The sequence below is a fragment of the uncultured Flavobacterium sp. genome, assembly GCF_951805225.1.
Classification (GTDB): Bacteria; Bacteroidota; Bacteroidia; order Flavobacteriales; family Flavobacteriaceae; genus Flavobacterium.
In genome coordinates this window covers 3353309-3370569 of sequence record NZ_OX638201.1, presented here as the reverse complement: position 1 = coordinate 3370569, position 17261 = coordinate 3353309, and the positions used below count along the sequence as shown (strand labels likewise).

General features: G+C 32.1%; 17 protein-coding genes. 5 read left to right on the top strand and 12 right to left on the bottom strand.

All coding sequences use genetic code 11. The annotated features are described in order from the left end of the window. Position 1 precedes the first annotated feature (1 nt). From secA to WN975_RS13555, 5 genes are all read right to left on the bottom strand, one after another. Complete coding sequence (gene secA / locus WN975_RS13575) at positions 2-3343, bottom strand: preprotein translocase subunit SecA (protein WP_337967011.1); 3342 nt, start codon at positions 3341-3343, stop codon at positions 2-4. A gap of 87 nt (positions 3344-3430) precedes the next feature. Next, positions 3431-3652, bottom strand: coding sequence for a DUF2795 domain-containing protein (locus WN975_RS13570; protein WP_007138072.1), 222 nt, complete (start codon positions 3650-3652; stop codon positions 3431-3433). Between the two features lie 172 nt (positions 3653-3824). Next, the gene (locus WN975_RS13565) at positions 3825-4394 is read right to left on the bottom strand and encodes a cob(I)yrinic acid a,c-diamide adenosyltransferase (RefSeq protein ID WP_337967010.1); all 570 of its coding nucleotides are present in this window, start codon (positions 4392-4394) and stop codon (positions 3825-3827) included. Between the two features lie 30 nt (positions 4395-4424). Beyond that, positions 4425-4967: a hypothetical protein gene (locus WN975_RS13560; RefSeq protein ID WP_337967009.1), complete on the bottom strand. Its 543-nt coding sequence runs from the start codon at positions 4965-4967 to the stop codon at positions 4425-4427. Between the two features lie 32 nt (positions 4968-4999). Next, positions 5000-5686 (bottom strand): ABC transporter ATP-binding protein, encoded by a 687-nt coding sequence (locus WN975_RS13555; protein WP_337967008.1) that lies wholly within the window; start codon positions 5684-5686, stop codon positions 5000-5002. 310 nt (positions 5687-5996) lie between these two features. Here WN975_RS13555 and WN975_RS13550 point away from each other — a divergent pair, with 310 nt between their 5' ends. Further along, positions 5997-6656, top strand: a complete 660-nt coding sequence (locus WN975_RS13550; RefSeq protein WP_337967007.1) for a hypothetical protein — start codon at positions 5997-5999, stop codon at positions 6654-6656. A 90-nt stretch (positions 6657-6746) separates the two neighbouring features. On the opposite strand, the gene WN975_RS13545 is transcribed toward WN975_RS13550, so the two are convergent. Further along, positions 6747-7136 carry an XRE family transcriptional regulator gene (locus WN975_RS13545; RefSeq protein WP_337967006.1) on the bottom strand — a complete coding sequence of 130 codons (390 nt, stop codon included), beginning with the start codon at positions 7134-7136 and terminating at the stop codon, positions 6747-6749. A gap of 104 nt (positions 7137-7240) precedes the next feature. Further along, the gene (locus tag WN975_RS13540; RefSeq protein WP_337967005.1) at positions 7241-8020 is read right to left on the bottom strand and encodes a class I SAM-dependent methyltransferase; all 780 of its coding nucleotides are present in this window, start codon (positions 8018-8020) and stop codon (positions 7241-7243) included. 162 nt (positions 8021-8182) lie between these two features. Here WN975_RS13540 and WN975_RS13535 point away from each other — a divergent pair, with 162 nt between their 5' ends. Beyond that, complete coding sequence (locus tag WN975_RS13535; RefSeq protein ID WP_337967004.1) at positions 8183-9733, top strand: SDR family oxidoreductase; 1551 nt, start codon at positions 8183-8185, stop codon at positions 9731-9733. A gap of 101 nt (positions 9734-9834) precedes the next feature. On the opposite strand, the gene WN975_RS13530 is transcribed toward WN975_RS13535, so the two are convergent. The 3 genes from WN975_RS13530 to WN975_RS13520 form a co-directional block, all read right to left on the bottom strand. After that, complete coding sequence (locus WN975_RS13530; protein ID WP_337967003.1) at positions 9835-10377, bottom strand: hypothetical protein; 543 nt, start codon at positions 10375-10377, stop codon at positions 9835-9837. A 228-nt stretch (positions 10378-10605) separates the two neighbouring features. Beyond that, positions 10606-11082: an FKBP-type peptidyl-prolyl cis-trans isomerase gene (locus tag WN975_RS13525; RefSeq protein WP_337967002.1), complete on the bottom strand. Its 477-nt coding sequence runs from the start codon at positions 11080-11082 to the stop codon at positions 10606-10608. Between the two features lie 139 nt (positions 11083-11221). Next, a complete protein-coding gene (locus WN975_RS13520) occupies positions 11222-13084 on the bottom strand; it encodes an ABC-F family ATP-binding cassette domain-containing protein (protein WP_337967001.1) in 1863 nt (620 codons plus the stop codon). 158 nt (positions 13085-13242) lie between these two features. On the opposite strand from WN975_RS13520, the gene WN975_RS13515 reads away from it, so the two are divergent. The 3 genes from WN975_RS13515 to WN975_RS13505 all read left to right on the top strand — a co-directional run bounded on the left by WN975_RS13515 (position 13243) and on the right by WN975_RS13505 (position 15665). Continuing rightward, the gene (locus WN975_RS13515; RefSeq protein ID WP_337967000.1) at positions 13243-14385 is read left to right on the top strand and encodes an AraC family transcriptional regulator; all 1143 of its coding nucleotides are present in this window, start codon (positions 13243-13245) and stop codon (positions 14383-14385) included. A gap of 60 nt (positions 14386-14445) precedes the next feature. Then, positions 14446-15282: an alpha/beta hydrolase gene (locus WN975_RS13510; protein ID WP_337966999.1), complete on the top strand. Its 837-nt coding sequence runs from the start codon at positions 14446-14448 to the stop codon at positions 15280-15282. 212 nt (positions 15283-15494) lie between these two features. Further along, positions 15495-15665 (top strand): hypothetical protein, encoded by a 171-nt coding sequence (locus WN975_RS13505; RefSeq protein ID WP_337966998.1) that lies wholly within the window; start codon positions 15495-15497, stop codon positions 15663-15665. Between the two features lie 65 nt (positions 15666-15730). Here WN975_RS13505 and WN975_RS13500 read toward each other — a convergent pair whose 3' ends face one another. Beyond that, on the bottom strand, positions 15731-16138 hold the full coding sequence (locus WN975_RS13500) for an XRE family transcriptional regulator (protein WP_337966997.1): 408 nt from the start codon (positions 16136-16138) through the stop codon (positions 15731-15733). 119 nt (positions 16139-16257) lie between these two features. Then, the gene (locus WN975_RS13495; protein ID WP_337966996.1) at positions 16258-17223 is read right to left on the bottom strand and encodes a T9SS C-terminal target domain-containing protein; all 966 of its coding nucleotides are present in this window, start codon (positions 17221-17223) and stop codon (positions 16258-16260) included. Positions 17224-17261 lie beyond the last annotated feature (38 nt).

The window sequence follows — 17261 nt, the reverse complement described above, 5'->3', positions numbered from 1 at the left end:
ATTATTTAACAAGAACCCACGCACCTGAAGCGATTAAAGATTCTGCTTTTTTAAATTTCATTTCTTCAGTTTGACCTGTTGCAACTTCCTGAACTGTTACAGTATCATTACGGTTGATTTTTGGCATATCTCTCACAATGGTTTCTGTAACCTGACGTTGTTGTGTTTCTCCAGCTTCGCGGTTGATGTCTTCGCTGTTTACAATTTCGTCTTTGCTCAATTTGAAGTTTTCTTTTTGACGAACTTCTTTTGCTTCGTGAATTTCAGGAACGTTTTGAGCTGGTAAATCACCTTTGAATAAGAATGAAATAACTTCTTTGTTAACGTTGTCTAACATTCCTCTAAACAAATTGAATGCTTCTAATTTGTAAATTAGCAATGGATCTTTTTGTTCGTGAACGGCTAATTGAACTGATTGTTTCAATTCGTCCATTTTACGTAAATGTTTTTTCCAAGCTTCATCAACAATAGATAATGTGATGTTTTTCTCAAAATCAGCAATTAACTGAGATCCTTCGCTATCGTATGCTTTTTTCAAGTCAGTAACTACATTCAAAGTTTTGATTCCGTCAGTAAATGGAACTACGATACGCTCAAAATGATTGTTTGGCTCTTCGTAAACTCCTTTAATGATTGGGAAAGCTTCTCTTGCGCTTCTTTCTGTTTTCTCTGTATAGAATGCTAAAGTTTCTTTGTATATTTTTCCTGTAATTTCGTTATCAGATAATTTCAAGAAATCAGCTTCAGAAATTGGAGAAGTAATTCCGAAATAACGAATTAAATCAAATTCGAAATTTTTGAAATCATTAACTGGTTTAGTTTGACTTACGATTAATTCGCAAGTATCATATAACATATTCGCGATATCAAGTTTCAAACGCTCACCAAACAATGCGTGACGACGACGTTTGTAAACTACTTCACGTTGAGAGTTCATAACGTCATCATATTCTAATAAACGTTTACGAACACCAAAGTTATTTTCTTCTACTTTTTTCTGAGCACGCTCGATAGATTTAGTCATCATAGAATGTTGAATAACTTCACCTTCCTGAAGTCCCATTCTGTCCATAACTTTTGCAACTCTTTCAGAACCAAATAAACGCATTAAGTTATCTTCAAGAGAAACATAGAATTGAGAACTTCCCGGATCTCCCTGACGTCCAGCACGACCACGTAACTGTCTGTCAACACGACGAGAATCATGACGTTCTGTACCAACGATTGCTAAACCTCCGGCAGCTTTTACTTCTGGAGATAATTTAATATCGGTACCACGACCAGCCATATTTGTTGCAATAGTTACAACTCCGGCTTTTCCTGCTTCTTCTACAATTTGAGCTTCTTGTTTGTGCATTTTAGCATTCAAGACGTTATGTGTAACGCCTCTCATTTTCAACATTCGGCTTAATAATTCTGAAATCTCTACAGAAGTTGTTCCAATTAATACTGGTCTTCCTGCATTTGATAATTCAGTTACATCTTCGATTACAGCGTTGAATTTTTCACGTGTAGTTTTGTAGATATAATCTTCTTTGTCTATTCTTGAAATCGGACGGTTTGTTGGAATTTCAACTACGTCTAATTTATAAATCTGCCATAACTCTCCAGCTTCTGTAACTGCTGTTCCTGTCATACCACCTAATTTGCTGTACATTCTGAAATAATTCTGTAATGTAACTGTTGCAAAAGTTTGTGTAGCAGCTTCGATTTTTACATTTTCTTTAGCTTCGATCGCTTGGTGTAAACCGTCAGAATAACGACGACCATCCATGATACGACCAGTTTGCTCATCGACAATCATAATTTTGTTGTCCATGATCACATATTCTACATCTTTTTCAAAAAGCGCATATGCTTTTAAAAGTTGAGTAAGTGTGTGTATACGCTCGCTTTTTACTCCAAAATCCTGGAATAATCTTTCTTTAGCTTCCGCTTCAGCGTCTTTATCTAATTTTTGTTTTTCGATAGCAGCAATTTCAGTTCCAATATCCGGAAGTACGAAAAAGTCAGCATCTGTATCTCCTGAAAGGTATTGAATACCATTATCAGTTAATTCTACTTGATTGTTTTTTTCTTCAATTACAAAATACAAAGCCTCATCAACTTTATGCATTTCGCGATTGTTATCCTGCATGTATTGATTTTCAGTTTTTTGAAGCAATTGTTTAACTCCTTCTTCACTTAAAAATTTAATTAATGCTTTGTTTTTAGGTAAACTTCTGTAAGCTCTCAACAATAAGAATCCACCTTCTTTAGTGTTTCCTTCTTTGATTAATTTTTTAGCTTCTGCTAAGAAACCATTCGCTAACTGACGTTGTTGTGCTACTAAGTTTTCGATTTTTGGTTTCAACTCATTAAATTCATGACGATCTCCCTGAGGAACCGGACCAGAAATAATAAGTGGAGTTCTTGCATCATCAATTAATACAGAATCGACCTCATCGACGATTGCATAATTGTGTTTTCTTTGAACTAAATCGCTTGGCGAGTGTGCCATGTTATCTCTTAAGTAGTCAAAACCAAATTCGTTGTTGGTTCCGTAAGTGATATCAGCGTCGTATGCTTTTTTTCTTTGTTCTGTACTTGGTTGGTGATTATCGATACAATCAACAGTCAAACCGTGAAATTCGAATAAAGGTGCTTTCCATGTACTATCACGTTTTGCAAGGTAATCATTCACAGTTACTAAGTGAACTCCGTTTCCTGTCAAAGCGTTTAAGTAAAGTGGAAGTGTAGCAACCAAAGTTTTACCTTCACCCGTTTGCATTTCGGCAACTTTACCTTCGTGCAAAACCATACCACCAATTAACTGAACATCATAATGAATCATGTCCCAAGTAATTTCTTTACCGGCAGCATTCCATTTATTAGCCCAAGTAGCTTTGTCACCTTCAATAGTAACATAAGATTTTGAACCTGAAAATTCGCGGTCTTTTGGAGTTGCAGTTACTTCGATAAAAGAATTGTCTTTAAAACGACGTGAAGTTTCTTTTACTACAGAGAATGCTTCCGGAAGGATTTCCAATAAAGTTTTCTCTGAGATTTCGTAAGCTTCTTTTTCAAGAGCATCAATAGCATCATAAAGATCTTCTCTTTTGTCGATGTCTTCGATGTTTTCAACTTCGGCTTTAAGCGAAGCTATTTTAGCATCTTTATCAGCTCTTGCTTCTTTTATTTTTTCTTTAAAATATGCTGTTCTAGCTCTTAACTCGTCGTGAGACAAGCTCATTAAGCTGGTTTCGAACGTTTTAATTTTATTTAAATAAGGCTGTAGAGCTTTGACATCTTTCTGTGATTTATCACCTACAAAGACTTTAATAATACTGTTTATGAAACTCATGATTTATTGTATTTCTATTTTATGTAAATGTGTATTTGAACCAAAAAAAAAGCCTCGGTGATGAGACTTTTTCCTTTGGTTTATTTTTTAATATTCATCCTCATTCCAAAGATAATCTTCGTCTGTTGGATAATCAGGCCAAATTTCTTCCATTGATTCATATATCTCGCCTTCGTCTTCGATTGACTGAAGGTTTTCTACCACTTCTAATGGAGCACCAGCTCTAATAGCGTAGTCAATAAGTTCATCTTTGTTAGCAGGCCATGGCGCATCACTTAAATAAGATGCTAATTCTAATGTCCAATACATCTGTTATCTGTTTAGTTTGTGCAAAAATAAATTTTTTACTGAAAAAGACAAGTAAAATTTGATTTATTTTAATAAAATTTAAGAACGTCTCTATAAATTGCGGATTGTAGATTGTTGATTTTAGATTTTTGAAACCTTTTAATCTAAAATCTTAACTCTAAAATCTAACATTTCACTTTCTGGGAATCCATTTCACTTCATCCGCTTTTAAGTCTGACGACAACTTCCGTGCCAAGACAAAAAGGTAGTCAGAAAGTCGGTTTAAGTACATAATTGCGATCTCAGGAACGTGTTCATTATGGCTTAAATGTACTGCCAAACGCTCTGCACGTCGGCAAATACAACGTGCTATATGACAATGTGACACGGTTGGATGTCCTCCAGGTAAAACAAAATGAGTCATTTGCGGAAGACTTTCTTCCATTTTATCAATTTCGTTTTCTAATAATTCAATATCAGTATCGATAATTCCCAGGTTTTTCAAACGAAGTTCACCATTTTTTAAGACTTCTTTTTCTTGTGGAGTTGCCAAAATAGCGCCCACAGTAAAAAGGCGATCCTGAATTTCGATTAGAATAGTTTTATAATGCGAATCCATTTCCTGATCGCGAATGAGTCCTATATAAGAGTTCAGTTCATCAACAGTTCCGTAACTGTCAATTCTGATATGATCTTTAGGAACGCGTGTACCGCCAAAAAGAGCCGTCGTTCCTTTATCTCCTGTTTTTGTATATACTTTCATTTTTTTTTAAGATGCTAAGGTTCTGAGGTACTAAGGCGCTAAGTTTTTCCATTCGCCTTTTTCTTCCGCTTTTTTCTTTATTCCATCAATTAATGATTTCTCATCAATTATTATTTTTTCTTCTTTTCTTTTTTTGAATTCTATAAATATCTGGTATAATGTAAAATTATTCCAATGGTATAACTTGTTGAGTGTAATTTTTTTCTTTGTGTTTTTAAAAACTAAGGAATATCCTTTTATATAACCAGTCTTTGATACATCAACTTTGGTTTGGATATTTACTTTCTTAATTTCAAAGATTTCAATCCAATCATCATCAAAATTGCTACCAAAAATATTTATTTTTTCATTTTCAAATTCTATTTTATATACAAAAACCTTTGATTCATCATAGGTTATATATAACGTGACAAATAAAAAAAAGAGAATGAAAAATATAGAAATAATATGAAATCCGATATTGTATATTGGGATTGATGCAAATATTACAAAAACTAAAATTTTAATTTTTAAATCTTTTGTACATCTTTCTTTAAATGGAATTTTTTCAGTTTCAAATGTAATTTTTTCCACAGATTTATTAGTTATTACAAAACGACCAATAACTATTTCGTTGTATCACTTTCAATTAATCCATCTCTTAAACGGATAACTCTATGTGCATAAGCAGCAATATCTTCTTCGTGTGTTACTAAAATCACCGTGTTTCCTTGTGCATGAATATCTCCAAAAAGTTTCATGATTTCTACAGATGTTTTACTGTCTAAGTTTCCTGTTGGTTCATCGGCAAGTATAATTGAAGGTTTGTTAACCAAAGCGCGGGCAATTGCAACACGCTGACGTTGTCCTCCGGAAAGCTGATTTGGCTGGTGATCCATTCTGTCTGACAGATTTACTTGTGTCAAAACTTCTTCAGCTCGTTTAGTACGTTCTGATTTTGAATATCCTGCATAAATCATTGGTAATGCGACATTATCTAAAGCAGTGGTTCTTGGTAAAAGATTGAAAGTCTGAAAAACAAATCCGATTTCTTTGTTTCGAATTCCTGCCAATTCATCGTCTTTCATTTTGCTGACATCTTTTCCGTTTAAAACATAATGTCCCGAAGTTGGCGTGTCCAAACAACCTAATAGATTCATTAAAGTTGATTTCCCAGAACCGGATGGCCCCATTAAAGCTACATATTCGCCTTTATTGATTTCTAAATTAATTCCTTTTAAGACATAAACGATTTCATTACCAAGAACAAAATTTCGTTTTATATCAGTTATTTTAATTAATGGATTCGCCATTTTGATTTACAATTTTGGATTTAAAAGTACAAAACACTTTTCAATAAACGATAAGTAGTTTCTAATTGATTTTTGTTACAACTGTCAGGATTTAAAATCATGATTTTGTACAAATTATCATTTTTATAAAAATTATAATTTAATCACATGAAAATATGTTATGTGATTTTGTATTGTTTTTATATAATTTTCATTTTTCTGTTATTTTATTGAATTATAATGTTTTAAATATTTTAAAAGTGATAATTATGTAATAGTAAGCGCTGTTTTGTAGCTTACATTTGTTATCTAATCTTAAATAATCAGAATTATGAAAAACATACAATTATTATCAGGAATTGCTTTAATAGCGTTAAGTTTTACGTCTTGTAAAGATGAAAAACAAGAAAAAGCTCAAAAAACAGTAGACTCTTATGTCGCTTATGTCGACTCAGTTAAAAATGTTAAAGCAGATGATCTGAAAGCAGATTGGAAAAATGTTGAAGCTGAGTATGATAAAAAAGCTGCAGAAGCAGAATTAGCTTTAGCAGATATTAAAGATAATTCGGCTGCGACCGAAAAAGTGAATACAAGTAAAGTGAAATACGAAGAGTTTAAAAAAGAAATGACCACCGTTTTTGCCCCACCTGCTCCAAGTCCACAACAACAATTAAGAAATTCCTTGTTTGGTGAAGGGAAAATTGGAGAGGATATGAATTTTGATTGGGTAAACGCTAAAAATATTCACAGTGTATACCAACAATTTGTTCATACCGTAGAGAATAATAAAGATAAATATTCACGTGAAGACTGGGATAAAATTAAAATGATGTATGAAGCACTTGACAGCAGAAAAAATACTGTTGAAAAAGAAGGCTTAACATCTGAAGATAACAGAAAAATTGCCGGTTTGAAATTGAAATTTGCTCCAATGTATACTTTAAATAGAATGGGAGCTAAATCTGAAGAAACTGCAGAAGCAAAAAAATAATTATTAAGTTAAATTGAATTAGTATTAAAATGACAATCAGAAATGGTTGTCATTTTTTTATGTCCTAATCTTGCTGAATCGTCCTGAAATTTATTTGATGTTTAGTTTTTCAAGCTTTACCATCATTTCATCTTTCTCTTTCAGCATACGCTCATACAGTGCGATTTTTTCTTCATGCAATTGAATGATTTTTTCAATTGGATTGTAATTATTAATTATTAATGAACTATCACTAAAAGTATTAGCAATAATATTTACTGCTTGTTCCTCATCAAAATTTTGAAAAGCTTCAACAGGAATTTTCAAAGAATTAGAGATTTGTTTAAGCAGATTATCTTCAATTATCTCTTTTTGTTCCAGTATCGAAATTTTCTTCTGATTCCAGTTTTCTCCCAAATCATAAGCTAATGCTTCCTGTTTAACGCCGAGCATTTCTCTGAAGCGTTTTACGTTTCTTCCTTGATGAATTTTCTGTTCCATAATGAGTGTCGTTTTTCTTAAGGTTCAAAGATAAAGCTATCTCTACTAAAAAAATTAATTTCAAAGATAATAAAACATCTTAGAAAATATTTTTTTGTCAGATATTAAGCACGAATCACAAAATGCTCTTTTTCTTGCTCATATCTAAAAAAGACAAATCCCCATTGAAAAGTATCAATTGTTACCGTAACTTTTGGATGGTCTTTTATGATTTCCCAAGCTTCTTCCATTTCTGGAGACCAATGAATATCATCGAAAATCCAAACACAATCATTGGTAATCGTTTGTAACAAAAGATCAAAATAGGCCAAAGTAGCTTTCTTAGAATGATTACCATCAAAATAAATAAGATCATAATCTGTCGCCTGAAGATTTGTAGAAACTAAAAAGTTTTCAAATTCGGTTATAATAGTATCTACATTTTTGCAATCAAAATTTTCTAAATGATTTTTAGCAACATTTGCCGTTTGCGGACAACCTTCGAGCGTAATTATTTTTGCTTTTGGATTTCCTAAAGCCAAAGCAGAAGTTGCCAAACCTAAAGAAGTTCCGATTTCAAGAATATTTTTGGGTTGAAAATAATTAGTTACGCGAAATAATAATTCGGCACGTTTTGGAGAAATTCCTGCTGTCGATGCAATTTTAGAAATCTGTCTTCTATTCGATTTAAAAACTTTTGAACCAGCACCAAAATCAGTTACTTCAATAAAGTTTTTATTATTAAGTAATGATTTTCTATAGTTTCGCAAAATCGAATATTCGGGTTTTGCTTTCTTGTCGTAAAAACATTTTGTCAATAAATTAAAAACAAACGGCGAATGTACTCCATGCTCGTTTTTGGAATCCCAAAGGAATTTTAAATAAGATTTAATTTGAAATAGCATATAAATGTTTAACAAGTAGGCGCGAAGATACAAAAAAGTCGAAAGTCGTAAAGTCGAAAATTTTAAAGGTATAAAACGATGCTTTACGACTTTTGACTTTGAACTTTATGACTTTCAAAAAGACTATATTTGTCCATTAAGCAAATAGTAATACGTTTTATAATGTTGAAGGAAGAAGTAGAAAGTAAGAATACAATAACCTCGGAAGAAATTAATAAATGCATTGCCATTTTAGCACAACTGAATGCCAATACAGATCAGATATTTGATATTCCGAAAGAACAACGAATTGCCTTAATCAAAGAAGCAGGAATGTTTTCGAGACCGGATCGTGATGAGTTTTCCAGAAGAGTAAAAGATGGTTTGCAAGCTGCAAAACGCAAAAAAGAGAAGAAAGACAAAACGGCACGTAAAGAAACCGGAATTCGTCATGCACGTGAAGCAAGCATATTTGTTGCACCAAAATTATTGGCTTTAAATGATCTTGCTCTAAAAGAACAATTAGAACTCGAAACGCCACGAAATTGCTACGTTTGCAAAACAGAATTTACTAAAATGCACCACTTTTATGACACAATGTGTACAGATTGTGGTGACTTTAATTATGCCAAACGTTTTCAAACTGCCGATGTAAAAGGACAAATTGCTGTTATTACAGGTTCCCGATTAAAAATTGGTTATCATATTACATTGATGCTTTTGCGTGGTGGAGCAACTGTTATTGCGACGACACGTTTTCCGGTAGATTCGGCTTTGCGATTTGCTAAAGAAGAAGATTTCATGGAATGGGGACATCGCTTAAAAATTCATGGTTTAGATTTAAGACATATTCCGAGTGTGGAGATTTTCTGCAATTTTATAGAGCAAAAATATGAGCGTCTCGACATTCTGATTAATAATGCAGCACAAACGGTGAGACGTCCGTCTGGATTTTATTCCCATTTAATGGAAAATGAAGAATTACCAATAACTTCACTTCCGAAGCAAGCGCAAGATTTATTATTAGATCATTTGAATTGTCTGGATGAACTAAAAGTTTTGACAACAGGTTTTTCTTCGAATGAAAATATGCCTGTAACCTGGCACGGACCAGAACCCGGAATTGGTTTACGCGCTTCGGCTCAATTATCTCAAATTCCGTATTCTTTTGATAATGCTTTGGTAGCAAATGAAGTTTTTCCGGAAGGAGAACTCGATGCCGATTTACAACAAGTAGATTTACGTAAAACAAATAGTTGGCGTTTGCGTTTAGGTCAAATAGAAACTACGGAAATGATTGAAGTACAATTGGTGAATTCTGTTGCCCCTTTTGTGTTATGTAATCGACTTTCTGAAGTAATGAAAAAAGATAATACAGGCAAAAAACACATTATAAATGTATCGGCGATGGAAGGGAAGTTTCATCGTTTCTTTAAGGAAGATCGTCATCCGCATACAAATATGGCCAAAGCTGCATTGAATATGTTGACACATACATCATCTGGAACTTTGGCAAAACACGGAATTTTTATGAATGCCGTTGACACAGGTTGGGTAACAGACGAAGATCCTGCTGAATTGGCAAAAAAGAAACAAGAATTAGAAGATTTTCAACCGCCATTGGATATTGTTGATGGCGCGGCTCGTGTTATGGATCCTTTATTTGATGGAATCAATACAGGAAAACATTGGTGCGGAAAGTTCCTGAAAGATTATAATCCGATTCCTTGGTAGAATTTGGTAATCAGTTTTCAGTCTAAGTTTTCAGTTTTTAAAAATAAAAAACCACAACAGAATAAATTTTGTTGTGGTTTTCTTTTGTAGAAAATATTGAATTAACGGTAAATGTTTTCTCCTTTATTAGCTCTCCATATTTGTTCAAAATATTCAGCGTCTTCATTGTTGCGTGGGTGAACGCCTAAAACTACGTGACCATTTTTAATTCCGTCTTCGTAAATTTTTGCTCTGTCTTCCGGAATTCCAGATCCTACAAGAGCTCCAATTAAACCTCCTGTAATTCCTCCGGCACCTGCACCTGCTAATCCCGCAGCAAGCGGACCAGCTACGATTAATCCTAATCCGGGAATAACAAGGCTTGTTCCTAATGCAGCAACAACTCCTACAATAGCGCCAATTGTTCCGCCAATTGCAGATCCTGTTCCTGCAGTTTCGGCGGCTTTTGTGCCTAGTTCTGAATGATCATCTTTGTCAGAATAATGTTTTTTTCGCGTATCATCTGACATGATAAGATTGATTTCATCTTTTGAATAACCTCTTTCGCTTAAATTGTCATAAGCTCTTTCTATACTGTCGCGATCCGAAAACATTCCGGTTAATATTTCATGTTTTGTTCCATCGGGATTATGTAGATTTTCCATTTTTATATAATGTTTAATTGTGAATTCATTTTCACTTAAACAAAGCTCGTAAAATAGATTAACTATCAGTTATACAATTTTTTAGAATCATTACATAATGGAATTCTTATTCTTATAATTAATGTTTTTTTTGTCGCTATTTTATTTTTGACTATTTAAAAGAAAAGAAAAAGCCACAACAAAAAAATAATTCTGTTGTGGCTTTTGTATGATTGTAAAATTGTTCTCTTAATTAACTTTAATCAATTTAACGTCGAAAATAAGAACTGAACCCGCTGGAATCCCACTATTATTAGAGCTACCGTAAGCTAAATGTGAAGGGATTAATAAAATTCCGCTTCCACCTTCTTTAAACAAAGGAATACCTTCGGTCCAACCTTTAATAACTTTGTCTAAAGGAAAAGAAATACCTGCAGCACTGCTTTGATCGAATATTTTTCCGCTTGTAAAATAACCTTTGTAAGCAACAGTTACATTTGATGTTGCTGTTGGTTTTGCTCCCGTTCCAGGTTCATTGATAACATAATACAAACCAGAATCGCTTCTTACGGCAGTAAGTTTATTTAGAGCAATATAATCTTTAATTTCTTTTTCGTTTTCAACAGTATAATCTGTTTTTTGAGGCTCTTGAATAACTGGTTTGTCATTGTTAACGCAAGAAATAAATAACGTTAAAGTTAGTAATGAAGTTAAAAGGTATTTCATATGGATACTTGTTTTTTAAGTTTGCTAATTTAGTAAAATTTGCTAATTTTCCTTCAATATAGATTCATAAAGAAAAAACGCAAAGATTCACTAAAAATTAGTGGAACTCTGCGTTTTTTATTTTGTATATTCTAAAAAACTATCCTTCAATTTTAGCCGAAAGTTCAAACCAACGTTCTTCTTTCTGATCTATTTTATTAATGATGTTTTGTAATTCGTTAGCTTTTTTCTCAATATCAGCATCAGGAACTTTTCCATCAGAGAATAATTGTTCGATTTTAGATTTATCAATTTCTAAATCTTTTATTTCTCTTTCTAGTTTTTGATATTCTTTTTGCTCGTTGAAAGTTAGATTTCCTGTTGGATTATTTTGTTTCCAATCTTTCTTTTCGGCTTTGTTTTCTTCTTTTTGAGCAACATCGGCACTATCTTCATAAGCTCTGAAATCAGAATAGTTTCCTGGAAAGCTTTCAATTTCTCCTTTTCCTCTAAAGATAAATAAGTGATCTACGATTTTATCCATAAAGTAACGGTCGTGAGAAACTACCAATAAACAACCTGGATAATCTAAAAGGAAGCTTTCCAATACATTTAAAGTCACGATATCTAAATCGTTTGTAGGCTCATCCAGAATCAAAAAGTTAGGATTCTGAATTAAAACCGTACATAAATACAAACGTTTTAATTCGCCACCACTTAATTTTTCTACGAAATCATATTGTTTTTTAGCATCAAAAAGAAAACGTTCTAACAATTGCGAAGCCGAAATCATTCTACCTTTTGCAAGCGGAATATATTCACCGTATTCTTTAATGATGTCAATTACACGCTGATTTGGTTTCGGATTAATTCCACTTTGTGTGTAATAACCAACTTTAATAGTTTCTCCTTTTACAACTCGTCCGCTATCCAACGGAAGTGTTCCCGTAAGAAGGTTTAAGAAAGTAGATTTTCCGGTTCCATTTTTTCCAATAATTCCGATACGTTCTCCACGCTGAAAATCAAAACTAAAGTTGTCCAGAATGACGTGATCTTTGAATTTTTTAGAAATTTTGTGAAGCTCAATAATCTTGCTTCCCATTCTTTCCATATTAATTTCAAGCTCAACTTTGTTTTCTTTACGACGACTTTGTGCTTTTTCTTTAATTACATAAAAATCATCCTGACGTGATTTCGATTTTGTTGTTCTCGCTTTTGGCTGACGGCGCATCCATTCTAATTCTTTTACGAATAAGTTTTTTGCCTTGTCAACACTTGCGTTTTCAGAAGTAATTCTTTCTTCTTTTTTCTCTAAATAATAAGAATAATTTCCTTTGTATTGGTATAATTTACCATTGTCAAGTTCGATGATTTCGTTACAAACACGCTCCAAGAAGAAACGGTCGTGCGTTACCATAAACAATGTAATATTTTCTTTGGCAAAATAACTTTCCAGCCATTCGATCATTTCAAGATCAAGGTGATTGGTTGGCTCATCAAGAATCAATAAATCAGGGCGATTAATCAAAATGATCGCTAATGAAAGACGCTTTTTTTGTCCACCTGAAAGATTTTTTACTTTAAGTTTAAAATCTTCCAGTTTTAATTTGAATAAAATTTGTTTGTATTGCGTTTCAAAATCCCACGCATTATGTTGGTCCATTCCGTCAAAAGCTTTTTGATAAGCTTCTTCATCGTCTGGATTTTCAAGAGCTTTTTCGTAAGCCTCAATTACTTTAAGCGTTTCATTGTCTGATGCAAAAATGCTTTCTTCAATGGTTAACTCGTCTTGTAGATTATTATCTTGAGAAAGAAACGCCATACGGATTCCTTTTCTTAAAACAACTTGTCCAGTATCAGGTTCATCCAAACCATTGATAATACTCATAATGGTTGTTTTTCCCGAACCATTTTTAGCGATAAAAGCAATTTTTTGGTCTTTATTGATTCCAAATGAGATATTGTCAAAAAGCGTTCTTTCGCCAAATGACTTCGATATATTTTCTACAGATAAGTAATTCACTTTGTAAAATATGAGTTATAAATTATAAGTTATGAATGTTTTAGAAAACATAACTTTTTGCAAAAGTAAACTTTTATATTACCATTTACGAATTGTTAAACTTATTTAAGTTGACTAAGACAAACTTAATTACTTAGATTTGTGATCAAAATTGTTTTATGTACTCAATATTCAATGCAATAATTTGCGGTGCAGCATTTTTACTGACATTTATAATTTTTGTAAATCAAAATAAGATTAATATAAAAGCCAATCGCTGGTTTGGATCTTTTGTAGGCTGTATTTTTTTAATCTTACTCGAAAATGTTATTGTCGACAGCAAAATACTCACAGAAGATGATATTCTGAATCAATTAATAAACATCTCCAGTTTTGTTGTTGCTCCGGTGTTTTATCTAAGTGTTTGCTATTATATCGAGCCAGTTAGAAAATGGAAAGCAATTGATTACTTGCATTTTAGTTTTGCTTTCCTAATCTTTATTCTTCTTATTATTTCCTGGATAATAGACGACAACAATAAACCCGAAGATATAAGTCCGGAAATTGTACAGAAAACCATAGCAATATTTAATTTTATTTTCAGCCTGTACGTTTTTATTTATTGTTTTCTCGCTTATCGAAAAATTATTAAGCATGAAAAAACGATTAAACTTTTAAATTCTACTTCTGAGAATCTGGATTTGAAATGGCTGAAAAATATTATTGTCGGCGTTATTTTTATCACGATTTTTTGGATTCTTGATATTGTATTTCAAATATCCGAAGGAAACAAAACCTTTGATGTCCTGACAAGTTTGATTTACTTTTTAAGTATTCTCTACATAACTTATTATTGGCAGAAACAAAAAGAAATCTTTCCATATAGTTTAAAAGAGAAAGAAGAAATAGAAACTATTATTGTTGAAACTTCTCTGCCGGAAGGCAAACGAAAACAATTGCTGACCAACGAAGAATTAGAAGAACAAAAAATCAGATTATTACAATTAATGGAAACCGAAAAGCCATTTTTAGAATTTGGTTTAAGTTTGGTAAAACTGGCTGATTCGATGAAAATTTCTACACATATACTTTCGTACGTAATCAATAATGGATTTGGTGAAAATTTCTATCAGTTTATAAACAGATATCGAATTGAAGAAGCTAAAAAATTAATGATTGATTCTGAAACGGATCGTTTAAGTTTATTAGGAATTGGATTTTCTGTAGGTTTTAATTCAAAAACGGTTTTTAATACGACATTTAAAAAAGTCACGGGACAAACTCCGTCAGAATATAAGAAACAAATAGGTTCTAATTTATAAATCAGAACGACCAGCCTTTGTTTTTAAAGGATTTTTGCTGAAAATTTTAATCTTAAAGAAATGAAATCAGCAAAAAACATTATTGCAAAAATTGGACTAAGTTTATTCTTTACATTCGTTTCGTGCGATAAAGACAGTGATAATAATACTGAAACTTTAAAAGAAACAAAAGTAGATGTTGGAACTCATAAATTGGCAACTTACTCCATTATTCACAACTCAAAATATTTGGTAGTTTTTGAATCCGGACTCGGAGACGGACATTCTGTTTGGAACGAAAAAAAAATACCAATAAAACTAAGTGCACAATTAGATGTCTTAACATACGACAGAGCCGGTTATGAAAAATCTGAAAAAGATTCAAAACCAAGAAATATAAATCAATTAAGAAGTGAACTCGAAACTGTAATTAATAATTTTTCGAATGGCAGAAAAGTTATTCTTATCGGGCATTCGCTTGGCGGAATGATTATTAGAGATTATGCTGTTAAAAATCCTTCTAAAGTTGCCGGATTATTGTTTATAGATCCATCGCACGAATATTCTAATCGGCCTTCGCAAGAAGAGGAGGATATGCTTTATAATCTTTGTCTGATCAATTATGGAGAAAATTTTGGAGGAACACGCGAAGCCAGAGAAATAATAGAAGATTCTCAGTATATGGCGACACTTCAGCATTTGCCAAATATTCCTGTAATTGTAATTTCGAGTTTAAAAGTCGACGCATCTACTTCTGAATCAGATAAACAAAAATGGTTTAAGGCGCATGAATTATTAAAAGAAGGAGTTTCTGATTTTACGCACATTGGAACTACAAAATCGGGGCATTACATTATGAATGATGAACCTAATTTGGTGATTGATAATTTTAATTTACTGCTGTCTAAAATAAAATAAAAATAATTTTTTTGCGGAATTTGGTTTAATACAAAATCAGATTCCGCAAAAGCTTATTTATGGAGATAGAAATTCAATATTCCCAATACTTTGGATATTAATAATAGTGCTAAAACCTTGAAGCTAAAGGTTTTATTTGTAAATGCAGAAAATGAGATCAGGAAGTGTTTATAAAAAGTAAGAAATTAATTATAATACTTTATTTTTGTACTATGGAAAATAAAGTTATAAAAAACGAAAAATATGTAAAAGTGTCAGAAAGTGCACTTTTATCTTTAGTTTCTTCAAAATTGAAGGAAAGGATTTTATTTCCCGAAAAAGTTGAAACTGCAAAAAGTTTTTTAAATAATTTACATTTTAAACCACTTGGAAAAAAGGTTTAAAATTAAAAAAGAGACTCGAAAGTCTCTTTGTATATTAGTATGTATTATAAATGATTATTACGAAATTATTTATTGATTAATTTTTCAAGTCTCGCCATCATCTCATCTTTCTCTTTCAACATACGCTCGTATAACACAATCTTTTCTTCGTGAAGTGAAACTAATTTTTCAATTGGATTAAAATTAATTGTTCCGTAATTAAATGAATTACTGAAAGCGTGTTCTGCGAAAGTATTCGAAATAATATTCACCGCTTGTTCCTCATCAAAATTCTGAAAAGCTTCCACAGGAATTTTTAATGCATTTGAGATTTGATTTAGTAAATCATATTCAATTACATCTTTTTGCTCCAACATAGAAATTTTCTTTTGATTCCATTCATTTCCCAAATCAAAAGCCAATCCTTCTTGTTTGATTCCAAGCATTTCTCTGAAACGTTTTACGTTTCTTCCCTGATGTATTTTTTGTTCCATAATGAATATCAATTTTCTGAAGGCTCAAAGATAAAGCCATTTGGATGAAAAAGTATGAGTTTCAAAGATAAAAAAATATCATGTAAATATCTTTTTTGCAAAAGGAAACTGCTATGTAATTATTTATGGAGATAGGAATTCAATATAGGACTCAAATCTAAATAATGAATTTGCTGAGAAACATTGATTATCGGTTTTCGAACCAAAGATTCATTTGTTAGATAATAATGCAAACCATCTTCTGACGAAATTCCTTCTATTTGATGAAAAGGAAGCGGAAGATTTATTCTCCTTTTATTTCCTGATAAAAAATTATTGTTTTTAAAGTCATATAAAAGGTATAAAAATGGTTTTCCTATTTTAGAATAACCACAAAGAACAATCAGCTTTTTGGATTCTAAATAAGTTGCGCCCGTTACTAATCCTTTTGTGTCCAATTGATCTTTTAGTCGTGCAACGTGCTTTCCGGATTGATTTGGCAAGGAATAAATTGAAGTTTTTGAGGAACTCCATTGTTTTGTGAATAAATAAATGCTGTCTTTTGAAACGATGAAAGCTTCACAATCGAAATTTGTTGTATTGCCTTTTTGAGATGAAAAATCAGTTTGATCAGAATATTGAAACGAAATGGTTTCAATTTTTGGATTTCCTTCTAGAAAAGATTGTTTTTCTATTTTTAGAATATGTAAATCAGTTCTGTTTCCGGTGTAATTATTTCCAAAATCACCAATATAAATATGTGTATTATCTTGAGAGATTTCTTCCCAGTCATTGTTTATTACTTCGTTTAGGACTATTTTTCTTTTGATTTGACCCAAAGAATCCAATCCGTAAATGGTTTTATCATGATCGTCATTATGCGTCCACAATAAATTATTGAAAGAAATTAATCCCGAGGTTTCTTTGATCGAGTCAGATAATTTCCTGGAATATTCCGGTTTAATTCGGAAAGAAGAATAAATACAACTTCCATCATTTATAGTTGCCAATGGATTATAGTTCTTCGAAAGTGGATCTGTACAACCTGATATTTGCGCATTTGCAGAAGCTGAAATCAGGAAAAAAAGTAGAATTGTTTTAAGCATAATCTGCAATATTAAATCGGCAAAGTATAAAAGTAAAC

Coding starts and splice junctions, on each gene's coding strand:
- secA (WP_337967011.1), bottom strand. CDS start 3,343: ATGAGTTTCATAAACAGTATTATTAAAGTCTTTGTAGGTGATAAATCA.
- WN975_RS13570 (WP_007138072.1), bottom strand. CDS start 3,652: ATGTATTGGACATTAGAATTAGCATCTTATTTAAGTGATGCGCCATGG.
- WN975_RS13565 (WP_337967010.1), bottom strand. CDS start 4,394: ATGAAAGTATATACAAAAACAGGAGATAAAGGAACGACGGCTCTTTTT.
- WN975_RS13555 (WP_337967008.1), bottom strand. CDS start 5,686: ATGGCGAATCCATTAATTAAAATAACTGATATAAAACGAAATTTTGTT.
- WN975_RS13550 (WP_337967007.1), top strand. CDS start 5,997: ATGAAAAACATACAATTATTATCAGGAATTGCTTTAATAGCGTTAAGT.
- WN975_RS13545 (WP_337967006.1), bottom strand. CDS start 7,136: ATGGAACAGAAAATTCATCAAGGAAGAAACGTAAAACGCTTCAGAGAA.
- WN975_RS13540 (WP_337967005.1), bottom strand. CDS start 8,020: ATGCTATTTCAAATTAAATCTTATTTAAAATTCCTTTGGGATTCCAAA.
- WN975_RS13535 (WP_337967004.1), top strand. CDS start 8,183: ATGTTGAAGGAAGAAGTAGAAAGTAAGAATACAATAACCTCGGAAGAA.
- WN975_RS13530 (WP_337967003.1), bottom strand. CDS start 10,377: ATGGAAAATCTACATAATCCCGATGGAACAAAACATGAAATATTAACC.
- WN975_RS13525 (WP_337967002.1), bottom strand. CDS start 11,082: ATGAAATACCTTTTAACTTCATTACTAACTTTAACGTTATTTATTTCT.
- WN975_RS13515 (WP_337967000.1), top strand. CDS start 13,243: ATGTACTCAATATTCAATGCAATAATTTGCGGTGCAGCATTTTTACTG.
- WN975_RS13510 (WP_337966999.1), top strand. CDS start 14,446: ATGAAATCAGCAAAAAACATTATTGCAAAAATTGGACTAAGTTTATTC.
- WN975_RS13505 (WP_337966998.1), top strand. CDS start 15,495: ATGGAAAATAAAGTTATAAAAAACGAAAAATATGTAAAAGTGTCAGAA.
- WN975_RS13500 (WP_337966997.1), bottom strand. CDS start 16,138: ATGGAACAAAAAATACATCAGGGAAGAAACGTAAAACGTTTCAGAGAA.
- WN975_RS13495 (WP_337966996.1), bottom strand. CDS start 17,223: ATGCTTAAAACAATTCTACTTTTTTTCCTGATTTCAGCTTCTGCAAAT.